This is a genomic window from Posidoniimonas corsicana, from assembly GCF_007859765.1.
Taxonomy (GTDB): Bacteria; Planctomycetota; Planctomycetia; order Pirellulales; family Lacipirellulaceae; genus Posidoniimonas; species Posidoniimonas corsicana.
On record NZ_SIHJ01000001.1, the window covers coordinates 3,079,156 to 3,095,628 of the forward strand.

Consider the following 16,473-nt stretch of genomic DNA (forward strand, 5'->3'; position numbering starts at 1 on the left):
GCTGAGGGAGCGTGAACTTCTTCGGGGCACGGTGATGCCAGTAACGACGCACCGTCCGACGACCCAGCTCGTGGGCGGCAAGCAGCAACGCGATGGGAGACTTCGTCGTTCGCACCCACACCGTACGGAAACAACACTACCTACAGTTTAGCTAGCAACGATAAGATTTCTACAGAGCTACTTTTGTCCCTAAAAACCGTGTTGCTAGTTCGGGACAAAAGTCGGACAGCGGACCCGGCCTGGCGGCCCATTAGCGTGGGGGCGCCGGCGCGTTAGACTCACGGCTTCTGAAATCCCGCCACGTCAGGAGGACAATGATGCCGCTGGTTGCCGAAGAGCAGGTTCTGGTCATCCCCACCGAGCTGTTCCACTCGCTGGGCCACTTCCAAGGGTTCTCGCCCGAGGTCGACCGCTACCTGAAGCCGATCCTCGAGAGCGGCCAGATCAGCTACCGGCCCCGCGGACAGATGGAGTCCGACCCGTCGTTCAAGCAGCTCATCCCGTACTGCCTGTTCCGATACACCGATGAGGCCGGCGTGGTGCGGGTGTTCAGCTACCAGCGCGGCCAGTCCGGCGGCGAGGCCCGGCTGAAGGCCAAGCGGAGCGTGGGCGTGGGCGGGCACATCTCGACCCTAGACCACCAGGGCGACGCGCAGGCCGCCGACTCGGCCGCCGTGTACCGTGCGGGCCTGATGCGGGAGCTGGACGAGGAGGTGTCGATCGACGCCGCGAGCGAGGAGTCGTGCGTCGGGATGATCAACGACGACGAGACCGACGTCGGCCGCGTCCACCTGGGCGTGGTGCACGTGTTCGACATGGAGAGCCCGGCGGTGGCGCCGCGGGAGGAAGACATCCAGGACGCGTCGTTCCTGCCGCTGGACGAGATCGCCAAGCAGCTCGACAACTACGAAACATGGTCCCAGATCGCCGTGCGGGCGTTAGTTGACGCCCGGTAGCGGCACGGGACCGGGGCAGCCGCCTATGCGTGTCTACATGGACAACCACGCCACGACGCGGGTCGACCCGCGCGTGGTCGAGGCGATGCTGCCCTGCTTCACCGAGGAGTACGGCAACCCCGGGAGCGTCGGGCACGAGTTCGGCGAGCACGCCCGCGAGGCGGTCGAGCGTTCGCGGGGGGTGATCGCCCAGGCGATCGGCGCCCAGCCTGAAGAGATCGTCTTCACCAGCGGCACCACGGAGAGCAACAACCTGGCGATCAGCGGGGTTGCGACCCGCCGCCGCCGCCGGGGCGACCACCTGGTCAGCGTCCAGACCGAGCACGCGGCCGTGCTCGGCCCGCTGCGGCGGCTAGAGAAGTCGGGCTACCAGGTAACACTGCTGCCGGTCGCGCAGCACGGCTGCGAAACGTCCGGACAGGTCGACCCCGAAGAGCTGGCGGCCGAGCTCACCGACCAGACCTGCCTGGCGAGCGTGATGCTGGCCAACAACGAGATCGGCGTAGTGCAGCCCATCGCCCGGATCGCCCAGGCCTGCCACGAGCGGGGGACGCTGCTGCATTGCGACGCGACCCAGGCGGTCGGGCGGATACCGGTTGACGTCGGTCGGTTGGGCGTCGACCTGATGAGCTTCACAGCCCACAAGGTGTACGGGCCGAAGGGAATCGGCGCCCTGTACGTGCGTAGCCGCTCGGCGGCCGACCGGCCGGCCGCCCGGCTCGACGCGCAGATCATCGGGGGGGGTCAGCAGCAGGGCCGCCGCGCCGGCACGCTAAACACGCCGGGCATCGTTGGCATGGCCAAGGCGGTAGAGATTGCCGTGGCCGGCCTGGCGGAAGAAATGGCACGGCTAGCCGCACTTCGCGACGAGCTGTGGCGGCGGCTCCAGGCAGAAGCGGCCCCCGCTGAGCTGTGCGGCCCAAGCCTGCACCTGCAGGACGACGCCGGCCACGCCGCCAGGCTGCCGGGGAACCTCAACGTGTGGTTCCCGGGCCTCGACGGCGAGGCGCTGCTGATGCGGCTCGAGGGGCTGGCGGTGAGCAGCGGGGCGGCCTGCTCGTCCACGGATCCGTCGCCGAGCCACGTGCTGCAGGCGATTGGGCTGAGCGAGGACCAGGCCCGCAGCAGCCTGCGGTTCGGGCTGGGGCGGTTCAACACCGCCGAGGACGTGCGGTACGCAGCCGCAGAGGTGTCCAGAGCAGCGGCGGAACTGGGTGGCATGGGTTAAGAACGCCGCGTGGGGCCGCTCTTCCCGGGGCGCCCGGCGTGGTATAATCTAGGGAATCAGTTGCCGCCGGCCACCGGGGTCGATCCGGCCGGCCCAAACTTACGTTGAGGAGAATAGAGATTATGGGAGTCACCCTCACCGAACGCGCCGCCCAAGAGGTGCAGCGGATTGTAGAGCAGCAGAAGCTGGACGAAGGCCACGTGCTGCGTGTCGGCGTCACCGGCGGTGGCTGCAGCGGCTTCAGCTACGCGCTGGGCTTCGACGACAAGTTCGACGAAGAGGTCGACAGCAAGTTTGACTGCCACGGCGTGAGCGTTGTGGTGGACAAGAAGAGCGCCCTGTACCTGGACGGCACCACCGTGGACTTCTACGACGGCATCGAGAAGCGCGGCTTCACGTTCGAGAACCCGAACGCGGTGAAGTCTTGCGGCTGCGGCAGCTCGTTCCAGGCCTAGCCGACGCCAAGCCATCGCCTAGCGTCGTGTGGGTCTTAACGGACACCAGCACAGCAGGCCGGCGGGAATCCCCGCCGGCCTTTTTTCGTATCCTGTCCTGCTCAACACAACCGTTACGACCGCTCGGCAAATCTTCAACGCCGCCGCCGCCGCGATTATTTGGCGCCCCCGGGAATGAGAATCGAAGCTAGGTTTCAGTTGGAGGGGAGGCTCCCCTCTGGCGTCTGCGGGGATCGGGCACAACCGCAAACGCTGCTGGCTGCTAAGCCTCACGTAGGAAACCGTGAGGAGCGGACAATCCTCTAACCCGTGCCAATCTCATGCGTAAAGCCATTCTCACATTCCTGAAGAGCGAAGACGGTCCCACCGCGGTTGAGTATGCGGTGATGCTGGCGATGATCGTCATCGCGTGCCTGGGCGCCGTCCAAGGGATGGCAAACGCCACCGCCGACAGCTTCGACGACTCGGCCGCGCACCTGAACAGTGTGCTCGGCTCTTAGTCTGCCGCGGTCCTCGGCGGGCGACCGTGCTACGCGGCTACCCGGCGTATCGTGAACGCCGGCCCCCGCGGCGATTCGGGTGCGAGTTTACGTCAGGCGGCTGCGAAATCCCGCCGATTGCCGCGGCTCCATGGCATTGCGTCATGATGCCGGCTTCGCATGTCGATAGGAAATTTAGAAATTCAACACTCGGCTGCCCTACCTGGCCCAATCGGGCCACCGCGGCGCCAACGTGCATAGCGGCTCTTTCACACCAGGGGTTACCTGCCCCAATCCTTGGTCGAGAGAGCCGCTTTTTTATTGGCTTCAGATAATCAGCATGGCGTCGCCGTAGCTGTAGAAGCGGTACTTCTCGGCAATCGCCTCGAGGTACGCCGCACGGATCAGCTCCGGCCCGCCGAACGTCTGGACCAGCACCAGCAGCGTGGTGGAGGGGAAGTGGAAGTTGGTCAGCAGGGCGTCGACCGCACGGAACTCGTACGGCGGGCGGATAAAGAGGTCGGTCTCCCCGCTCCACGGCTCCAGCGGCCCCCCGTCTGGCGAGTGAGCCGCGGCGGACTCCAGCGTCCGGACACTTGTGGTGCCGACGGCCACCAGCCGGCCTCCGGCCGCCCGCGTGGCGTTGATCTCTGCGGCTGCGGTCGGGGTCAGTTCGCACCACTCCGAGTGCATCTGGTGCTCCTCGATCGAACCGCCTGAGATCGGTCGAAACGTGCCCAGCCCGACATGGAGCGTGAGGGCCGAAAACTCGACTCCCCGGCGGGAGATCGACTTGAGCAGCTCCTTGGTAAAGTGCAGGCCGGCGGTGGGCGCCGCCACGGCGCCGGGACGCTTGGCGAACACGGTCTGGTAGCGGGTGATGTCCTCGTCGACCATCTTGCCGCCGCGGATGTAGTGCGGCAGCGGCACCCGCCCCAGGCGGCCCAGGGCCTCCTCAGCGGGCTCCTCGGGCTGTAGGTGGGCAAGCCACTGCCCCGCCTCCAGGCGCTGGAGCAGCCACAGCTTGCTGCTGGGACGGCCCTCACGGTCCTCCAGGACGACCGACTCCCCTTCCTCTAGCCGGCCCCGCGTCTTGCAGACGATGCGCCAGTGCCCCTCGTCGGTCGAGTTCAGGTACAGCCCCTGCCACCGGCCGCCGGTCGCCGCCCGGCGGCCGGTCAGCTGGGCGGGGACCACCCGGGTGTTGTTCAGCACCAGGCGGTCGCCCGCCGCTAGCAGGTCAGGCAGGTCGCGGACGTGGTGGTGAGAAACGGCCTGCCGGCGCCGGTCCACAACCATCAATCGGGCATCGGCTCTGTTCCGCAGCGGCTGCTGGGCGATCAGCTCACGCGGCAGGTCAAAATCAAACAGCAGCGGGTCTTCAGGCATCCTGCAGGCGGGCAGAGAGGGTAGGTAGGCGGCGCCAATCGGCGGATCAGCATCGTATCGCATCGGGCCGCCTCCCGCGACTCGTCCCCCAGCCCAGGGGGCGATCAAAAATGTCCAAAAAAGTCGCCAAGCGGGAAGCGCGGTTCGGGCTCGGGGATTCTAGTGGTCGGCGGCTGCTGTCGCTGAACAGGCGAGCAGAGCTGCTGTCAGCCAGCGGTGTTGACCGGGCCGCAAGGGATTTTATTCTGTGGAGGAGGCAGACGGGCGGGAGCGCAAGTCCCGCCGGCTCTGCCTGACGGCCCGCCGCGGTCGGGGCGATTTGGCCACTTTCGCCCCGTCCGCGTGGCCACTCTTCAACGGCCGCAGTCTGCTCTCGGCGGCCTCCCCTTGCCCTGCTAGCAGGCCCGAGGCGATCATCACGCCTTGCGGCGTCGGCCGAGAACCTCTAATAGACTCCTCCTGCTAGTTCCATTGCGATGACTGTCCACATCCCCGTTTTGCCCGCCGAGGTCGTCGACCTGCTCTCGCCTATGCCGGGCGACACGATTGTCGACGGCACGCTAGGCGGAGGGGGGCACGCAGCGCTGCTGGCCGAGCGGGTTGGTGAGACAGGGCGGGTGATTGGGCTCGACCGCGATGCGGCGGCCGCCGCAAGCACCGGCGAGCGACTCGCCGGGCTGCCGGTCGAGGCGCACCACGCCAATTACGCCGACCTGCCGGAGGTCCTCGCGGGGCTAGGGGTCGAGAAGGTGAACGGGATCCTGCTGGACCTGGGCCTCTCGAGCGACCAGCTTGGTGACGAACACCGGGGATTCAGCTTTGATTGCGAGGGCACACTCGACCTGAGGTTTGACGTTTCCCGCGGCGAGCCCGCGTACCGACTGCTGAACCGTCTGAGTGCCGAACACCTGGCCGACCTGATCTACAACTACGGAGAAGAAAAGCTGAGCCGACGCATCGCCAGGAAGATTGTGGAGGAGCGTCGACGCGAGCCGATTGAGACCTCGCGCCGGCTCTCGGATGTCATCCGTCGGGCGGTTGGGCGGCAGTACGAGAAGAGGATCAATCCCGCGACCCGCACGTTTCAGGCGTTGCGGATCGCGGTGAACAACGAACTGAAATGGGTGGACGACGCCCTCCGCAGATTGCCGGATTGCCTGGCGCCCGGAGGCCGGTTCGCGGTGATCAGCTTCCACTCGCTAGAGGACCGCCGGGTCAAGCAGGCGTTCCGAGGCGACGATCGGCTGCGGATCATCACCAAGAACGCCGTCCGACCCGGAGACGAAGAATTAGCCAGCAATCCCCGCTCGCGCAGCTCGCGGCTACGCGTGGCGGAGCGGGTTGGCTCCGACCAATGACCAACCGATGAACACCGAGCCTCAACCGAACCAACCCGACGCGGCGGCGCCAGCCACCCAGCAGCACGTTATTACCGCCCGCATGGTCGGTTGGGCGCTGAGCGGTGCAACGATCGCGTCGCTGCTGGTCGGACTGATCGTGGTTGAGTACTTCGGCCGGGTGTCCGATCGTCCTCAAAGGGAAGAGAACCCGGAGCCACTAGTAAGCGAGAGCCCACAGCCGCAGGAGCGTCCGACCGTGCTGCGTTCCATGGGACGCGACGACGACGCCGAGGGCGACGTGCCTGGCTTCAACCTAATCTTCTCCCCCGACTCACCGTCGGCGCCGCGCGTTGACACGGCTGTCAACGCAACGCCCGGATGGCGGTAGCGGGTCGCTACTCCCGGACCGGCGGCAACAGGCGCGGGAAGTCCTCTGCGGAAATCGGCGTTGGGGCGCCGGCGCCCTCTACCGACTGGGCTGAAATGGGCTCTTGCGTCCGCCACGACGACGACGACGCCGGCGCCGGGTCCCGCTGCACGGATTGAGGCGCGGCGGCCACCTGGAGGCTACCCCCGGGCGCCACAGACTGCAGCGCCTCGGCGGCCGCAGTCAGGCTTGGATCCAGCCGGACCGCCTCGCGGAAGCAGTTGGCGGCTGCGGCGGTGTTGCCCTTCGCCACCAGCAGCTGTCCAAGGTTGTACTGGGCGACCCCGGCAGGGTGGGCGGCGGTCAAGTGGACCGATGCGGCCTCGGGCTGGCCGAGTTCGATCAGCACCTTGGCGATGTTGTTGCGGTACAGCACCTTCTCGGGTCGGAGCGAGATCGCGGTGCTCAGCATGCCGGCGGACTCGTCCAGCTTGCCTTGCCGGGCGCAGCACAAGGCCAGGTCGTTGAGCAGCGCGGGATCACGCGGGGTCACGTCCAGGGCCCGTCGGTACATCTGCTCGGCGAGCGCGAGCTGCTCTCGGCGGTCCTCAAAGTGACCGACCTCTCGCAGCGTGGCGGCGTCGTTGGGCGCTAGCGTGAGCGCCTCGCTGAAGCAGCGCCGCGCGCCGGCGTAGTCCTGCTGCGCCTCGGCGAGTTGGGCCTTGACCACCCATCCCTTGATCGTGAGGGAGTCTCCGCTGGAGTAAGCGGGCGTCGCGGCTGTTTGGCCGGCCTGCGTCTCTTGCCGTCGTCCCCCGCCGCTGATCGCGTTCGCCAACGGGTTGTTGGTTACCGGCGACCACCAGCGTTTCTCTTCACCAACCGCGACGGGCTGCGTGGGGGCCGCCTGGGCATCATCCCCACGCCACAGCTTCTTCCAGAACCCTGGGCCCGACTGCTGAGCCGGTGCGGTGTTCGGCATCATGCCTGGCGCCGCCAAGCAAGACTGCCCAGCGAGTGCAATGATGACCGCGGTCGCGATATTCTTTACGGGCACGACTGAGCCTCCCTGCTCTCCGGCCTGTTCGCCGGCTGATGACGTTTACGCACCGCGGCCGCGGAATCCTTTCCGCCGCCCCCAACGCGGACTCTACTACTCGTTTTCAAAGGCACCGGCCGGCAGCATCGGGACCCGCATGTTCTCACGGAACTGCGTGTTCACAAAGTCGACGGTCCCTGCCGGACGCCCCTCGGACACGATGGTCGTATCGCGGACCTGCGGCACAACGCCGTTCATGGCGATCCGCTCGGCATACTTCGTGACGGTCTCGATCCGCGTGCTGGTGACCTGCGGGTCGACCGACCGCTCGACGAACATCCTCCGGTACGCGGGGGGCGCCTGGTTCATGATCCACTGCACCTTCAGCTCGCCGGCCTGGGTCAGCTCGGTCGAGTCCTGCTTGAAGTGGTGGCTGCCCATCAGGTTCTGACGACGCCAGCCGTTGCTGACCATCGTGTTGAACGGGGCGTGGGCGTTCACCCGGTCGGGGCACACGTACGGCGACGGCCACTGCCGGTTGATGCAGTAGAGCGAGTGCACGTGATCGACCGCGGTTTGGGCCGGCGTCGGGCGGGAGCCGCATGCCTCAGCGCATCCGGCGCAGTTGTCCCCCCACCAAAAGGCGTTGGCGGGAGCCGTGATCGTGACGCAGGCGGCCAGTGCGGCCGAGCGGAGGCAAAGAATCCGAGCCATGGCTCTCGTTCCTGGGTTGAGTCTAGGGTCGACGGACCGCCTGCGGCGGCGTACGTCTGCAGGGGCGGCAGGGCACCCGTCTGCTACGTGGGTATCGACCCGCTCGAAGCCAACGCTGCGGAACTTCTAGACAGACCCCTGCGACCCTCAAGGCTTGCCCAGCCTCACGCCCGGATGCAGTGCTAGCTTACGCCCTCCGGGGCGCCTACTTCGCCTGCATCGCGGGGAACATCTCGTTGATCATGGTGATCGCGGCCGGGCCAACAAGCACCACGAAGATCGCCGGGAAAATGAAGATAACCAGCGGGAAGATGAGCTTCACAGCGGTCTTGGCCGCCTTCTCCTCGGCCATCTGGCTCCGCCTGGTCCGCATCGAGTCACTCTGCACCCGCAGCGCCTGGGCGACGCTCGAGCCGAACTTGTCGGCCTGGATGAGAATCGCTGAGAGGGCCTTGAGATCGTCGACGCCGGTCCGCTGACCGAGGTCGTGGAGAACGTCGTTGCGGGCGCGGCCCATCTGGAGGTGAAGGTTGCAAAGGCCGAACTCCTCGGCCAGCACCGGGTACGACTTGGCCATCTCCTCGCTCACCTTGCGCATCGCCTGGTCGAGGCCAAGGCCGGCCTCAACACAAACGACCATCAGGTCAAGCGCGTCGGGGAGCCCATAGAATATCTGGTCCTGGCGGCTCTTCTTGATGAAGTAGACCACGACGTCCGGCAGGTAGAACATCAGGCCCGACACCGCGATGGTGATCATGCCGGCCTCTTGCGTCAGCCCCTTGAGCACCGCCATCGACCCGCCGGTCAGCACGAAGCCGACCACCAGGCACAGGAACTTCATGCCGAGGAACACGCTGGTGGCGGTCTCCCCGCGGAAGCCAGCGTGCTGCAGCCGCGTCTTGAGCTTGCCGGCCTCCTCGTCGGTCTTGGGCTGCAACGGCGCCGCCAGCTTGGGCGAAGCGGACTGCAGCAGCTTCGACATCGACGAGTCGCGTTTGTTGTCGCTGTTGCGGGTGCGAGGGTCGCTCAGCTCCGCCAGCCGTTCCGCCGTGCGGGCGTTGCCCCCGTTGCCGAAGAATTCGAACAGCCCCCACATGCCCGCGGCGACGGCGCCGAAGATAGCGAGCTTGGTCAGGAGCGTGGTGCTGATGACGGCGAGTAGAAGCATGGCGTTGGCCGGGGTTGTCTTGTCGGTTGGCGGGCAGTCGCGTCGCGGGGAGGGAGGGTCAGACGCGGATGTTGATGATCTTGCGGATGACGATGGCGCCGAGGAGCTGCATCACGACGCCGCCCACCAGCATCTTCTTGCCGAGGTCGTCGGTGAACAGCAGCATCAGGTAGTCGGGGTTCATCTGGTACACCGCCGCAAACAGGGCCGGCGGCAGGGCCAGCAGCACGATGCCGGACAGCCGCCCCTCGCCTGTGAGCGCCTGCACCTGGCCCCAGATCTTGAACCGCTCGCGGATTAGGCGACCGATCTTGTCGAGGATCTCCGCCAGGTCACCACCGGTCTGACGCTGTAGGATGACCGCGGTGACGAAGAACTTGAGGTCGAGGTTGGGTACCCGGGTGGCGAGGTTGTCGAGCGTCTCCTCCATCGGCATGCCGAGGTTCTGCTCCTCGAACGCCCGGCCAAACTCCTTCGAAATCGGCGGGGACATCTCCTGCGCAACCAGGTTCATGCCCGCCCCCAGGCTGTGACCTGCCCGCAACGCCCGGGCGATGAGCTCCAGCGCCTCGGGCAGCTGGGCGGCAAACTTCTTCAGCCGGCTCTTCCGCTTCATCATCAGCCATAGGAAAGGCATGAAGAGGAAGATCGCCGACACGATGGGGGCAAACTTGACGGGCATGCCCCCCAGGGTCGGCAGCACGAAGCCCACGGTGCCGCTCACCACGCAGACCATCAGGAACTTGCTGACCGTGAACGAGACGTCCGCCTGCTCGAACATCATCTTCAGGTTGAGGTACTTGACGATCGACTTCTCAAGGAGGCCGGCGCCCTCAACCGAGACCCGCATCATGTCGCCGGCGACGTTCGCGTCGGCAGACGCCTTGCCGCCCGACTTCTGCCCGGTCAGGACGCTGAGCCGGTCCTCCATTTCGGCGTCCTTGTCGCCGCGCAGAAGGGCGGCGACGGCGGTGACCATCAGGGCCACTCCGCCAAAGACGCTCGCGTAGATGATCCAAGGAGTCATGATGATTTCGAGCTGCGGATTCAGGTTTGCGGATTGCTGTTCGTTCGAGCTTCGCACCACGGGATCCGCAAATCCGCAGTCCGAAATCAACTATCTGGATCAGTCGCGCATCATGACCCGCTCGCGGAACGTGCTGGCAGGCAGCTTTACGCCGGCCTGCTCAAGGCGGTCCATGAATGAGGGCCGGATGCCGGTCGAGATGAAGTGCCCGATTGCGCGGCCATTTGCGTCGACGCCGTCCTGGACCCACTTGAAGATGTCCTGCATCACAATGGTGTCCTGCTCCATGCCGAGGATCTCGGTGATGTGGGTCACCTTACGAGGGCCGCCCTGCAGGCGGTTGGCCTGCACAATCAGGTCCACGGCGCTAGAGATCTGAGTCCGCATCGCTTTGACCGGCATCTCGAAGCCGGCCATCATGATCATCGTCTCGAGTCGGGCGATCGCGTCCCGCGGCGTGTTGGCGTGGCAGGTGGTCAGCGACCCCTCGTGGCCGGTGTTCATCGCCTGGAGCATGTCGAGCGTCTCGCCGCCACGGCACTCGCCGATGATGATGCGGTCGGGACGCATACGCAGGCAGTTCTTCACCAGGTCGGTGGCGCTGATGCGCCCCTTCCCCTCGATGTTGGGCGGGCGGGTTTCGAGCCGGACGACGTGGTCCTGCTGCAGCTGGAGCTCCGCCGCGTCCTCGATCGTGACGATGCGGTCTTCGTTCGAGATGAAGCTCGAGAGCGTGTTCAGGAGCGTGGTCTTACCTGAGCCGGTGCCCCCCGAAATGATAATGTTGAGCTTTGCCTTCATGGCGCCCTCGAGGAGCATCACCATCTCGGGCGTCATCGACTTGTAGTTGAGCAGGTCCTCGAGCTTCAGCGGGTTGGATCCGAAGCGCCGGATGGTCATGCTCGGGCCGTCCAGCGCCAGCGGCGGGATGATCGCGTTCACACGCGAGCCGTCCTGCAGACGGGCGTCCACCATTGGGCAGACCTCGTCGACGCGGCGACCGATCCGCGACACGATGCGGTCGATGACCTGCATCAAGTGCTTGTCGTCGCGGAACACGACCGGCGTCTTGACCAGCTTGCCGCTCTTTTCAACGAACACCGTCTTCGGGCCGTTGATCATGATTTCACTGATCGATGGGTCCTTCAGCAGCAGCTCGAGCGGGCCGAGGCCGAAGGTCTCGTCAAGGACCTCGTCGATAAGCCGGTCGCGCTCGTTGCGATTGAGGAACGTGTCCTCGGTGTCGCACAGGTGCTCCACCACCATGCGGATCTCGCGCCGCAGGACGTCGCCCTCGAGCTCGCCCACACGAGACAGGTCGAGCTTGTCGACCAGCTTGGTGTGGATACGGCGCTTGATGTTTTCGAACTCGGCTTCCTTCTCTTTGGCGGAGAGCGAAGCCGGTCCTGTTGCGATCTTGGTCATGGTTGTCTGCGTTGTCGTGGGGGAATGCGTGACCCGGGGCCCGCGTCGGCGCAACGAGGGCTCCTGCCAAACCATAGCTCAGGAGGAGCGGTGAGTCAGAAAAGAAACACGGGAGTCCGGTTGCGCCGATTACGCACACCGAATGGGGCGGATGCCACGCGCCGTCCGATGATCAGCGGCCGCGAGAATGCGGCCCCCATCGTCGAAATCCCGTAGAAGAAGCGATCCGCCCCGAGACCACACGGGGCTACAGCCGCTGGGGTCGGGGCTAAGCGCCACCGCAGGTAGCGAGTACGAGGGCGCAACGGGTTGCCGACAACAAGAGAGAAGCAGGCAAGAGACGACGAGCCATGGGCGCGCCGCATCGCGGAGCGCTGGCCGGCTACTCGGCGGGCTGCGGCGGGGCCTCGATCTTGCCGTTCTTGCCCCACAGGCCGAGCCAGCTCCGGCTCTTGCCTGCCAGGTCGCCGGGTGCGACCGAAGTCTGCTTGCCGGTTAGACCATCAGCGAGCTGCGCGATCGACTGCGTAATGGCGGCCTTGGGTGCCTGCTCGATGAGGGGCACGCCGTTGTTGCGCACCTCGATCATCGTCTTGTAGTCATTAGGAAGCTGCCAGTAGATATCGCGGCCGAGCGTCTCCTGAGCCTTCTTGATGCTGATCGACGCGCCGCCCTGTCCGACGCGGTTCACGACGATCTTGATCTTCTCGTTGAGGCTGTTCATCTGCTCGAATGACATCAGCAGCCGCACCACGTTCCGCAGGCACGGCAGGTCGAGCTGCGTGACCATCAGCACTTCGTCCGCCTGCTCCATAGCAAGCAGGTCGAGCGCGTGGAAGCTCTTTGAGGCATCGATAATCAGGTGCGTGAAGGTCGCCTTCAGCAGTCCGATCACCCGGGTCAGGTCGTCCGTGGTGACCAGCTGCGAGTCCTCCAACTGCACCGGACGGGGCAGCAGATAGAGGTTGGTTGAGTGTTTCGTCAGCGACCGCTTGAGCAGCGTGAAGTCGAGCCGGGTGATGTTCTGCGCAACGTCGGTGAGCGTGTACTCAGGGATCGAGTCCAGGAACACGTCCGCGTCGCCGAGCGCCAGGTCCAGGTCCAGCAGGACCACGCTGTTGTCCGGGTCGGACGCCAACTGGCAGCCGAGGTTCACCGCCAGACTGGTCGCCCCGACGCCGCCGGTAGCGCCGGCTACGACGGTCACCTGGCAGCCTCGATTCTTCCCGCCGGTGGCGCCAAACTTGGTCCGCGACACCCGCTGCAGGGCGGCGGCAAGGTCCTCGGGCCGGATCGGCTGCGGCAGGAACTCTTTGGCGCCCGCCCGCATCGTCCGCAGAATCAGATTGCCGTCCGTCGAGCTGCTGGAAACCAGCAGCGAGATAGTGGGCTTTGCCTGGGTCAGCTGCTCTACGAGCCGCACCGCTTCGTCAGGATCGCCGTCTATGGCGATGAAGCCCACGTCGGGGTTGGTCTGCTCCAGCACGTCCTGGAAGAAGGCGTACCGCGAGCACTCCGCCTCGAGCCAGACGGTTTCGAGGCCCATCAGGGTGGACTTCAACGATTCGCGGGTCGCGTCGTTGGGATCGACGATTGCGAGGCGAAGAACGTTGGACATTAGGTGCGTTCCGGTCGACCCCGGCCAAAGCCGGGCGCGTGGCTGCTGGTATGTAGTGTGCTACTGGATGGTAGCTCACTTATTCCAGGTCGTAGCCAACCGGCCCAATTAGTCCCCCACTTCCCGCCCGCTGGGCCGCGCCCGCGGGCGACGCCTGCGGGTTGAACGGCTCGGAGGGCTGGCGCCGGTACTGCGGACTGCGCGACGCGGTGTAGTGCTGCGACGGGCGGTGACTCAGATCCGACATCGACCGGCCGGCGCCGTCGATCGCCGGGCCCTGGACCCGATCGGTCGGCAGCGAGGCCCCGGCGTCGGGCGGAAGCATCAGCTCACCGTGCTGGGCGCCCGGGGCGTCGGTCGACGTGGGGTCCGGCAGTTCCACGGGGATCGGCTCGTAGCCCTGAGAGTACTGGTGCTGCTCGTACTGCTGGGGGTAGCCGCCCTGGCCGTACGTGTAGTCCGCCGCGGGGGCATCGAAGCCGCTGCCGCACGAGCCATTGCCGCACGGACAGGAGAACAGTCCACCCTGCCCGTTCGGGCAGCAGGGCTCGTGCCCGTGGCTCTGCACGCAGGGGTAGGCGCCGCACGGGCTGCACGGGTTGGGCACTTCCATCCGGCCCTCGCAGTACAGTTCCTTGTTGTTCGGTACGATCGTGCCGGTCCCCGGGTAGCACTGCGGCACCTGGTCCGGGTCGAGGGCGTCGACAAACTCAGGTGTCACGAGCACCAGGAGCTCAAACTCCTCGGTCTCGTTGCGGGTTGTGCGGAACGGCACCCCGAAGAACGGGATGTCGGCCAGCACGGGCAGACCAACCTGCACGCCTTGCGTACGCTGCTGGATGAGGCCCGCCACCGCAAAGGTCTGGCCGGCCCGCAGTTCGACCGCGGTGTCCACGTAACGGACCTTCAATGCCGGCACCTGCTCGCCGTTGAGGATTAGACCGTTGGCGTAGTCCAGGTCGCTGATCCTCGGGCGGACCTCCAAGCGGATGTTGCCGTTTCCGAGCACGATCGGCAGGAAGTCGACCTGCGTTCCGTACGGCTTGAACTCGATGGTCGACGTGCCGAGGCTCTGCGGCACGAGGATGGGGATTTCACCGCCCTCGTTGAAGCTCGCGGGGCGCCCGCTCACCGCTACAACGTTCGGCTCCGCCATGATCTTCGCGACGTTGTTCTCCTGCAACGCATCGATGAACATGTCGAAGCGGCTGTTGCCGTTCACGATCCCGTAGGCGAAGGTGTCGGTGGTGCCCTTGGAGATCCCCAGGCCCGCCGCGGCGACGGTCGACGTGAGGATGTCGGACACCGAGCTGACCACGCCGCCGCCGGAGCCGCCGAGGTACGACCAGTCGACACCGAGCTGACGCAGTTTGGTGCGCGACACCTCGAACACCTTCACCTTCAGCAGGATCTGCTGCACGCCGCCGACGTTCATGTTGTTGATAATCTTCGGCGAGTAGTCCTGCGCCATCTCGACGATCGGAGTGACGTAGTCTGGCCGGTCGATGAAGCCGGCCAGCACCAGCGAGTTGCTGTAGCGATAGACACGCACCGACGAGTTGGGGAACTGCGTCTTGAGGGCGTGCTCTAGCTCGCGGACATCACCGTAGATGTAGACGTCCACCGTGTGGATGTTGCCTTCCTCGTCCCACAGGTTGACGGCCGTGACGCCCGCCTTCTTGGCCGAGACCTGGATCTGGGTGGCGCTGAGGGCGGTCACCGACAGCAGCTCGGGGTTGTTGACCTGCACGCGCGGGATGCGCGTCTCGAGGGTCAGGATCCGGCTGCTGTTGGTCGTGATCTCCAACTTGTCGCTGGCGCCGCTGATCTTGCGTATCAGCGAGGCGTCCTGCTGGACGAACTGCGCCGAGGCGCCGCTGCACATTAGCAGCGCGCTGGCGATCGCCAGGAGCGTGTGGCGTGGGCACAGACGGGTCGCGGGCGTTGCGTCGTACATCCTTGTACTTCCTTTTGTAGCGCCGCCCCGCAGGACGTCGCTGCCGCCAGGTTGGCCCGCCGCGTTACCTGCGACGGGGCCTCGCTGGCTCCCCCCAAAGAAATGGATCGGTCCGGGCGTTCCCTCGCCCGGCGGGTCTCAGTGGTCTCTCGGCTACTCCCCGCCGAAGTCGATCGGGAAGTCATCCAGCGTCGCTTCGGCGGCCTTGTCCGGCGCCGGGGTGGCGGCGGGCGTGGCCTTGGGGCCAGTCGCCTTCCGGGTCTCGTTGTAGTCGCGGAGCGGCTTGCCGGTGTTCGGGTCGAAGTACTCGACCGAAACCTCATCGGCGAGCACGATCTCGATCTCGAACGGCGGGCGGTCCTTGGCGGTCCGCTTCATCATGTCCAGCATGCCGCCCAGGAAGCTGCCGCCCGCGTCGTCGTCGCTCGCGACCTCGTCGCGGGCCTGCTCCTGCTCACGGTCGTTCTTCTCGACTGTGCCGCCGATCAGCTCCTCGTAGGTGATGGCCGAGTCCATCGCGAGCCCCTCGTCGTTGGGGTTGCGGGGGATCAGCGAGAGCTCACCGATGTGCTGGGCGAAGTCGATCTTGCTGGCCTGCTCGGGAGTGACCAGCAGCGAGACGGTCTTAGGAATGGTGCGGGCCTCGCCGCCGTCGGCCGACCGCTGGACGGCCTGCTCGATGGCGAACACCCGGATGTTCTGCAGGAAGATCTTGGTGGTGGCCTCGTGGATGCCGTTGCGCGGGTCGGCCCGCACGAATAGCTGGATGTCCACGCGGTCGCCGGGGCTCAGCAGCCCGGCGGCGCTCTTCTCGGCGTCAACGCTGATCGTCGACAGCCGCATGTTTGGCGGGACGGAGCTGAGCGGGTCAGACTGTTCCCCCTGGGCCAGCAGCTTGGCGTCAAGGATCGGCTCGCCGGCGATGATGTTGGTCCGCGGGCGGCGGCCCTCAAGATCCTCGAGCGAGGTCAGGGCACCGGGCGGAACCTTGTCCTTGGGCCACTCCTGCAGCGAGACCATCGTTGCGTCTATGGGGTCGCCCAGGTTGATGTTGTGCAGGGCCACGTAGATCGAGGTGGTCTCGACCGAAGGCCCCCGCGACTTGTTGCCCTCCATCACTTGGCTGATGCCGATGGACGCAACGAGGCCGCAGCCCAGTGCAAGCGCAAGCAGTATGAGAGATTTTGGTCGCATGACACCCCCCGGCGGTCGATTTTGCTGCCCGACGCCAAGGCGTCTGAGCGTGAGACCCGGTGACCGCGCGGCGGTTACGTCCGCCGCCAGCGGGCCTCGACGGTTTCTTCGGCAAGA

The 16,473-nt window shown here is 66.0% G+C and carries 15 protein-coding genes; 6 read left to right on the forward strand and 9 right to left on the reverse strand.

Features of this window, described 5'->3' with window-relative positions; all coding sequences use genetic code 11:
* Window positions 1–317 precede the first annotated feature (317 nt).
* The 4 genes from KOR34_RS11835 (at window position 318) to KOR34_RS11850 (ending at window position 3,139) form a co-directional block, all read left to right on the forward strand.
* Window positions 318–956, forward strand: a complete 639-nt coding sequence (locus KOR34_RS11835) for a phosphoesterase (protein ID WP_146564786.1) — start codon at window positions 318–320, stop codon at window positions 954–956.
* A gap of 25 nt (window positions 957–981) precedes the next feature.
* Complete coding sequence (locus tag KOR34_RS11840) at window positions 982–2,184, forward strand: cysteine desulfurase family protein (RefSeq protein WP_146564787.1); 1,203 nt, start codon at window positions 982–984, stop codon at window positions 2,182–2,184.
* Between the two features lie 122 nt (window positions 2,185–2,306).
* The gene (locus KOR34_RS11845) at window positions 2,307–2,639 is read left to right on the forward strand and encodes a HesB/IscA family protein (protein ID WP_146564788.1); all 333 of its coding nucleotides are present in this window, start codon (window positions 2,307–2,309) and stop codon (window positions 2,637–2,639) included.
* 320 nt (window positions 2,640–2,959) lie between these two features.
* Window positions 2,960–3,139 (forward strand): Flp family type IVb pilin, encoded by a 180-nt coding sequence (locus tag KOR34_RS11850; protein WP_146564789.1) that lies wholly within the window; start codon window positions 2,960–2,962, stop codon window positions 3,137–3,139.
* Window positions 3,140–3,445: 306 nt separating this feature from the next.
* Here the strand turns inward: KOR34_RS11850 and queA are convergent, their stop codons facing one another.
* Window positions 3,446–4,507 (reverse strand): tRNA preQ1(34) S-adenosylmethionine ribosyltransferase-isomerase QueA, encoded by a 1,062-nt coding sequence (gene queA / locus KOR34_RS11855; RefSeq protein ID WP_146564790.1) that lies wholly within the window; start codon window positions 4,505–4,507, stop codon window positions 3,446–3,448.
* Between the two features lie 476 nt (window positions 4,508–4,983).
* Here queA and rsmH point away from each other — a divergent pair, with 476 nt between their 5' ends.
* Both rsmH and KOR34_RS11865 read left to right on the forward strand, forming a co-directional pair.
* Window positions 4,984–5,865: a 16S rRNA (cytosine(1402)-N(4))-methyltransferase RsmH gene (gene rsmH, locus KOR34_RS11860; RefSeq protein WP_146564791.1), complete on the forward strand. Its 882-nt coding sequence runs from the start codon at window positions 4,984–4,986 to the stop codon at window positions 5,863–5,865.
* 7 nt (window positions 5,866–5,872) lie between these two features.
* Complete coding sequence (locus KOR34_RS11865) at window positions 5,873–6,235, forward strand: hypothetical protein (protein WP_146564792.1); 363 nt, start codon at window positions 5,873–5,875, stop codon at window positions 6,233–6,235.
* Window positions 6,236–6,242: 7 nt separating this feature from the next.
* Here the strand turns inward: KOR34_RS11865 and KOR34_RS11870 are convergent, their stop codons facing one another.
* The 8 genes from KOR34_RS11870 to cpaB all read right to left on the reverse strand — a co-directional run bounded on the left by KOR34_RS11870 (window position 6,243) and on the right by cpaB (window position 16,356).
* Window positions 6,243–7,271 (reverse strand): tetratricopeptide repeat protein, encoded by a 1,029-nt coding sequence (locus tag KOR34_RS11870; protein ID WP_146564793.1) that lies wholly within the window; start codon window positions 7,269–7,271, stop codon window positions 6,243–6,245.
* A 96-nt stretch (window positions 7,272–7,367) separates the two neighbouring features.
* Window positions 7,368–7,967 (reverse strand): hypothetical protein, encoded by a 600-nt coding sequence (locus KOR34_RS11875; RefSeq protein WP_146564794.1) that lies wholly within the window; start codon window positions 7,965–7,967, stop codon window positions 7,368–7,370.
* A 205-nt stretch (window positions 7,968–8,172) separates the two neighbouring features.
* Window positions 8,173–9,135 carry a type II secretion system F family protein gene (locus KOR34_RS11880; protein WP_146564795.1) on the reverse strand — a complete coding sequence of 321 codons (963 nt, stop codon included), beginning with the start codon at window positions 9,133–9,135 and terminating at the stop codon, window positions 8,173–8,175.
* A gap of 58 nt (window positions 9,136–9,193) precedes the next feature.
* Window positions 9,194–10,162 carry a type II secretion system F family protein gene (locus KOR34_RS11885; RefSeq protein ID WP_146564796.1) on the reverse strand — a complete coding sequence of 323 codons (969 nt, stop codon included), beginning with the start codon at window positions 10,160–10,162 and terminating at the stop codon, window positions 9,194–9,196.
* Window positions 10,163–10,261: 99 nt separating this feature from the next.
* On the reverse strand, window positions 10,262–11,587 hold the full coding sequence (locus tag KOR34_RS11890; protein ID WP_146564797.1) for a CpaF family protein: 1,326 nt from the start codon (window positions 11,585–11,587) through the stop codon (window positions 10,262–10,264).
* A gap of 382 nt (window positions 11,588–11,969) precedes the next feature.
* The gene (locus tag KOR34_RS11895; protein ID WP_146564798.1) at window positions 11,970–13,205 is read right to left on the reverse strand and encodes an AAA family ATPase; all 1,236 of its coding nucleotides are present in this window, start codon (window positions 13,203–13,205) and stop codon (window positions 11,970–11,972) included.
* A gap of 79 nt (window positions 13,206–13,284) precedes the next feature.
* A complete protein-coding gene (locus KOR34_RS11900) occupies window positions 13,285–15,162 on the reverse strand; it encodes a type II and III secretion system protein family protein (protein WP_146564799.1) in 1,878 nt (625 codons plus the stop codon).
* A gap of 153 nt (window positions 15,163–15,315) precedes the next feature.
* The gene (cpaB, locus tag KOR34_RS11905; RefSeq protein ID WP_146564800.1) at window positions 15,316–16,356 is read right to left on the reverse strand and encodes a Flp pilus assembly protein CpaB; all 1,041 of its coding nucleotides are present in this window, start codon (window positions 16,354–16,356) and stop codon (window positions 15,316–15,318) included.
* Window positions 16,357–16,473: the final 117 nt, after the last annotated feature.

What these genes read in the sequence shown, in the direction of transcription:
- KOR34_RS11900 (WP_146564799.1), bottom strand. Translation starts at nt 15,162, where the DNA reads ATGTACGACGCAACGCCCGCGACCCGTCTGTGCCCACGCCACACGCTC.
- KOR34_RS11845 (WP_146564788.1), top strand. Translation starts at nt 2,307, where the DNA reads ATGGGAGTCACCCTCACCGAACGCGCCGCCCAAGAGGTGCAGCGGATT.
- KOR34_RS11890 (WP_146564797.1), bottom strand. Translation starts at nt 11,587, where the DNA reads ATGACCAAGATCGCAACAGGACCGGCTTCGCTCTCCGCCAAAGAGAAG.
- KOR34_RS11835 (WP_146564786.1), top strand. Translation starts at nt 318, where the DNA reads ATGCCGCTGGTTGCCGAAGAGCAGGTTCTGGTCATCCCCACCGAGCTG.
- KOR34_RS11880 (WP_146564795.1), bottom strand. Translation starts at nt 9,135, where the DNA reads ATGCTTCTACTCGCCGTCATCAGCACCACGCTCCTGACCAAGCTCGCT.
- KOR34_RS11875 (WP_146564794.1), bottom strand. Translation starts at nt 7,967, where the DNA reads ATGGCTCGGATTCTTTGCCTCCGCTCGGCCGCACTGGCCGCCTGCGTC.
- queA (WP_146564790.1), bottom strand. Translation starts at nt 4,507, where the DNA reads ATGCCTGAAGACCCGCTGCTGTTTGATTTTGACCTGCCGCGTGAGCTG.
- KOR34_RS11895 (WP_146564798.1), bottom strand. Translation starts at nt 13,205, where the DNA reads ATGTCCAACGTTCTTCGCCTCGCAATCGTCGATCCCAACGACGCGACC.
- KOR34_RS11850 (WP_146564789.1), top strand. Translation starts at nt 2,960, where the DNA reads ATGCGTAAAGCCATTCTCACATTCCTGAAGAGCGAAGACGGTCCCACC.
- KOR34_RS11865 (WP_146564792.1), top strand. Translation starts at nt 5,873, where the DNA reads ATGAACACCGAGCCTCAACCGAACCAACCCGACGCGGCGGCGCCAGCC.
- KOR34_RS11840 (WP_146564787.1), top strand. Translation starts at nt 982, where the DNA reads ATGCGTGTCTACATGGACAACCACGCCACGACGCGGGTCGACCCGCGC.
- KOR34_RS11885 (WP_146564796.1), bottom strand. Translation starts at nt 10,162, where the DNA reads ATGACTCCTTGGATCATCTACGCGAGCGTCTTTGGCGGAGTGGCCCTG.
- rsmH (WP_146564791.1), top strand. Translation starts at nt 4,984, where the DNA reads ATGACTGTCCACATCCCCGTTTTGCCCGCCGAGGTCGTCGACCTGCTC.
- cpaB (WP_146564800.1), bottom strand. Translation starts at nt 16,356, where the DNA reads ATGCGACCAAAATCTCTCATACTGCTTGCGCTTGCACTGGGCTGCGGC.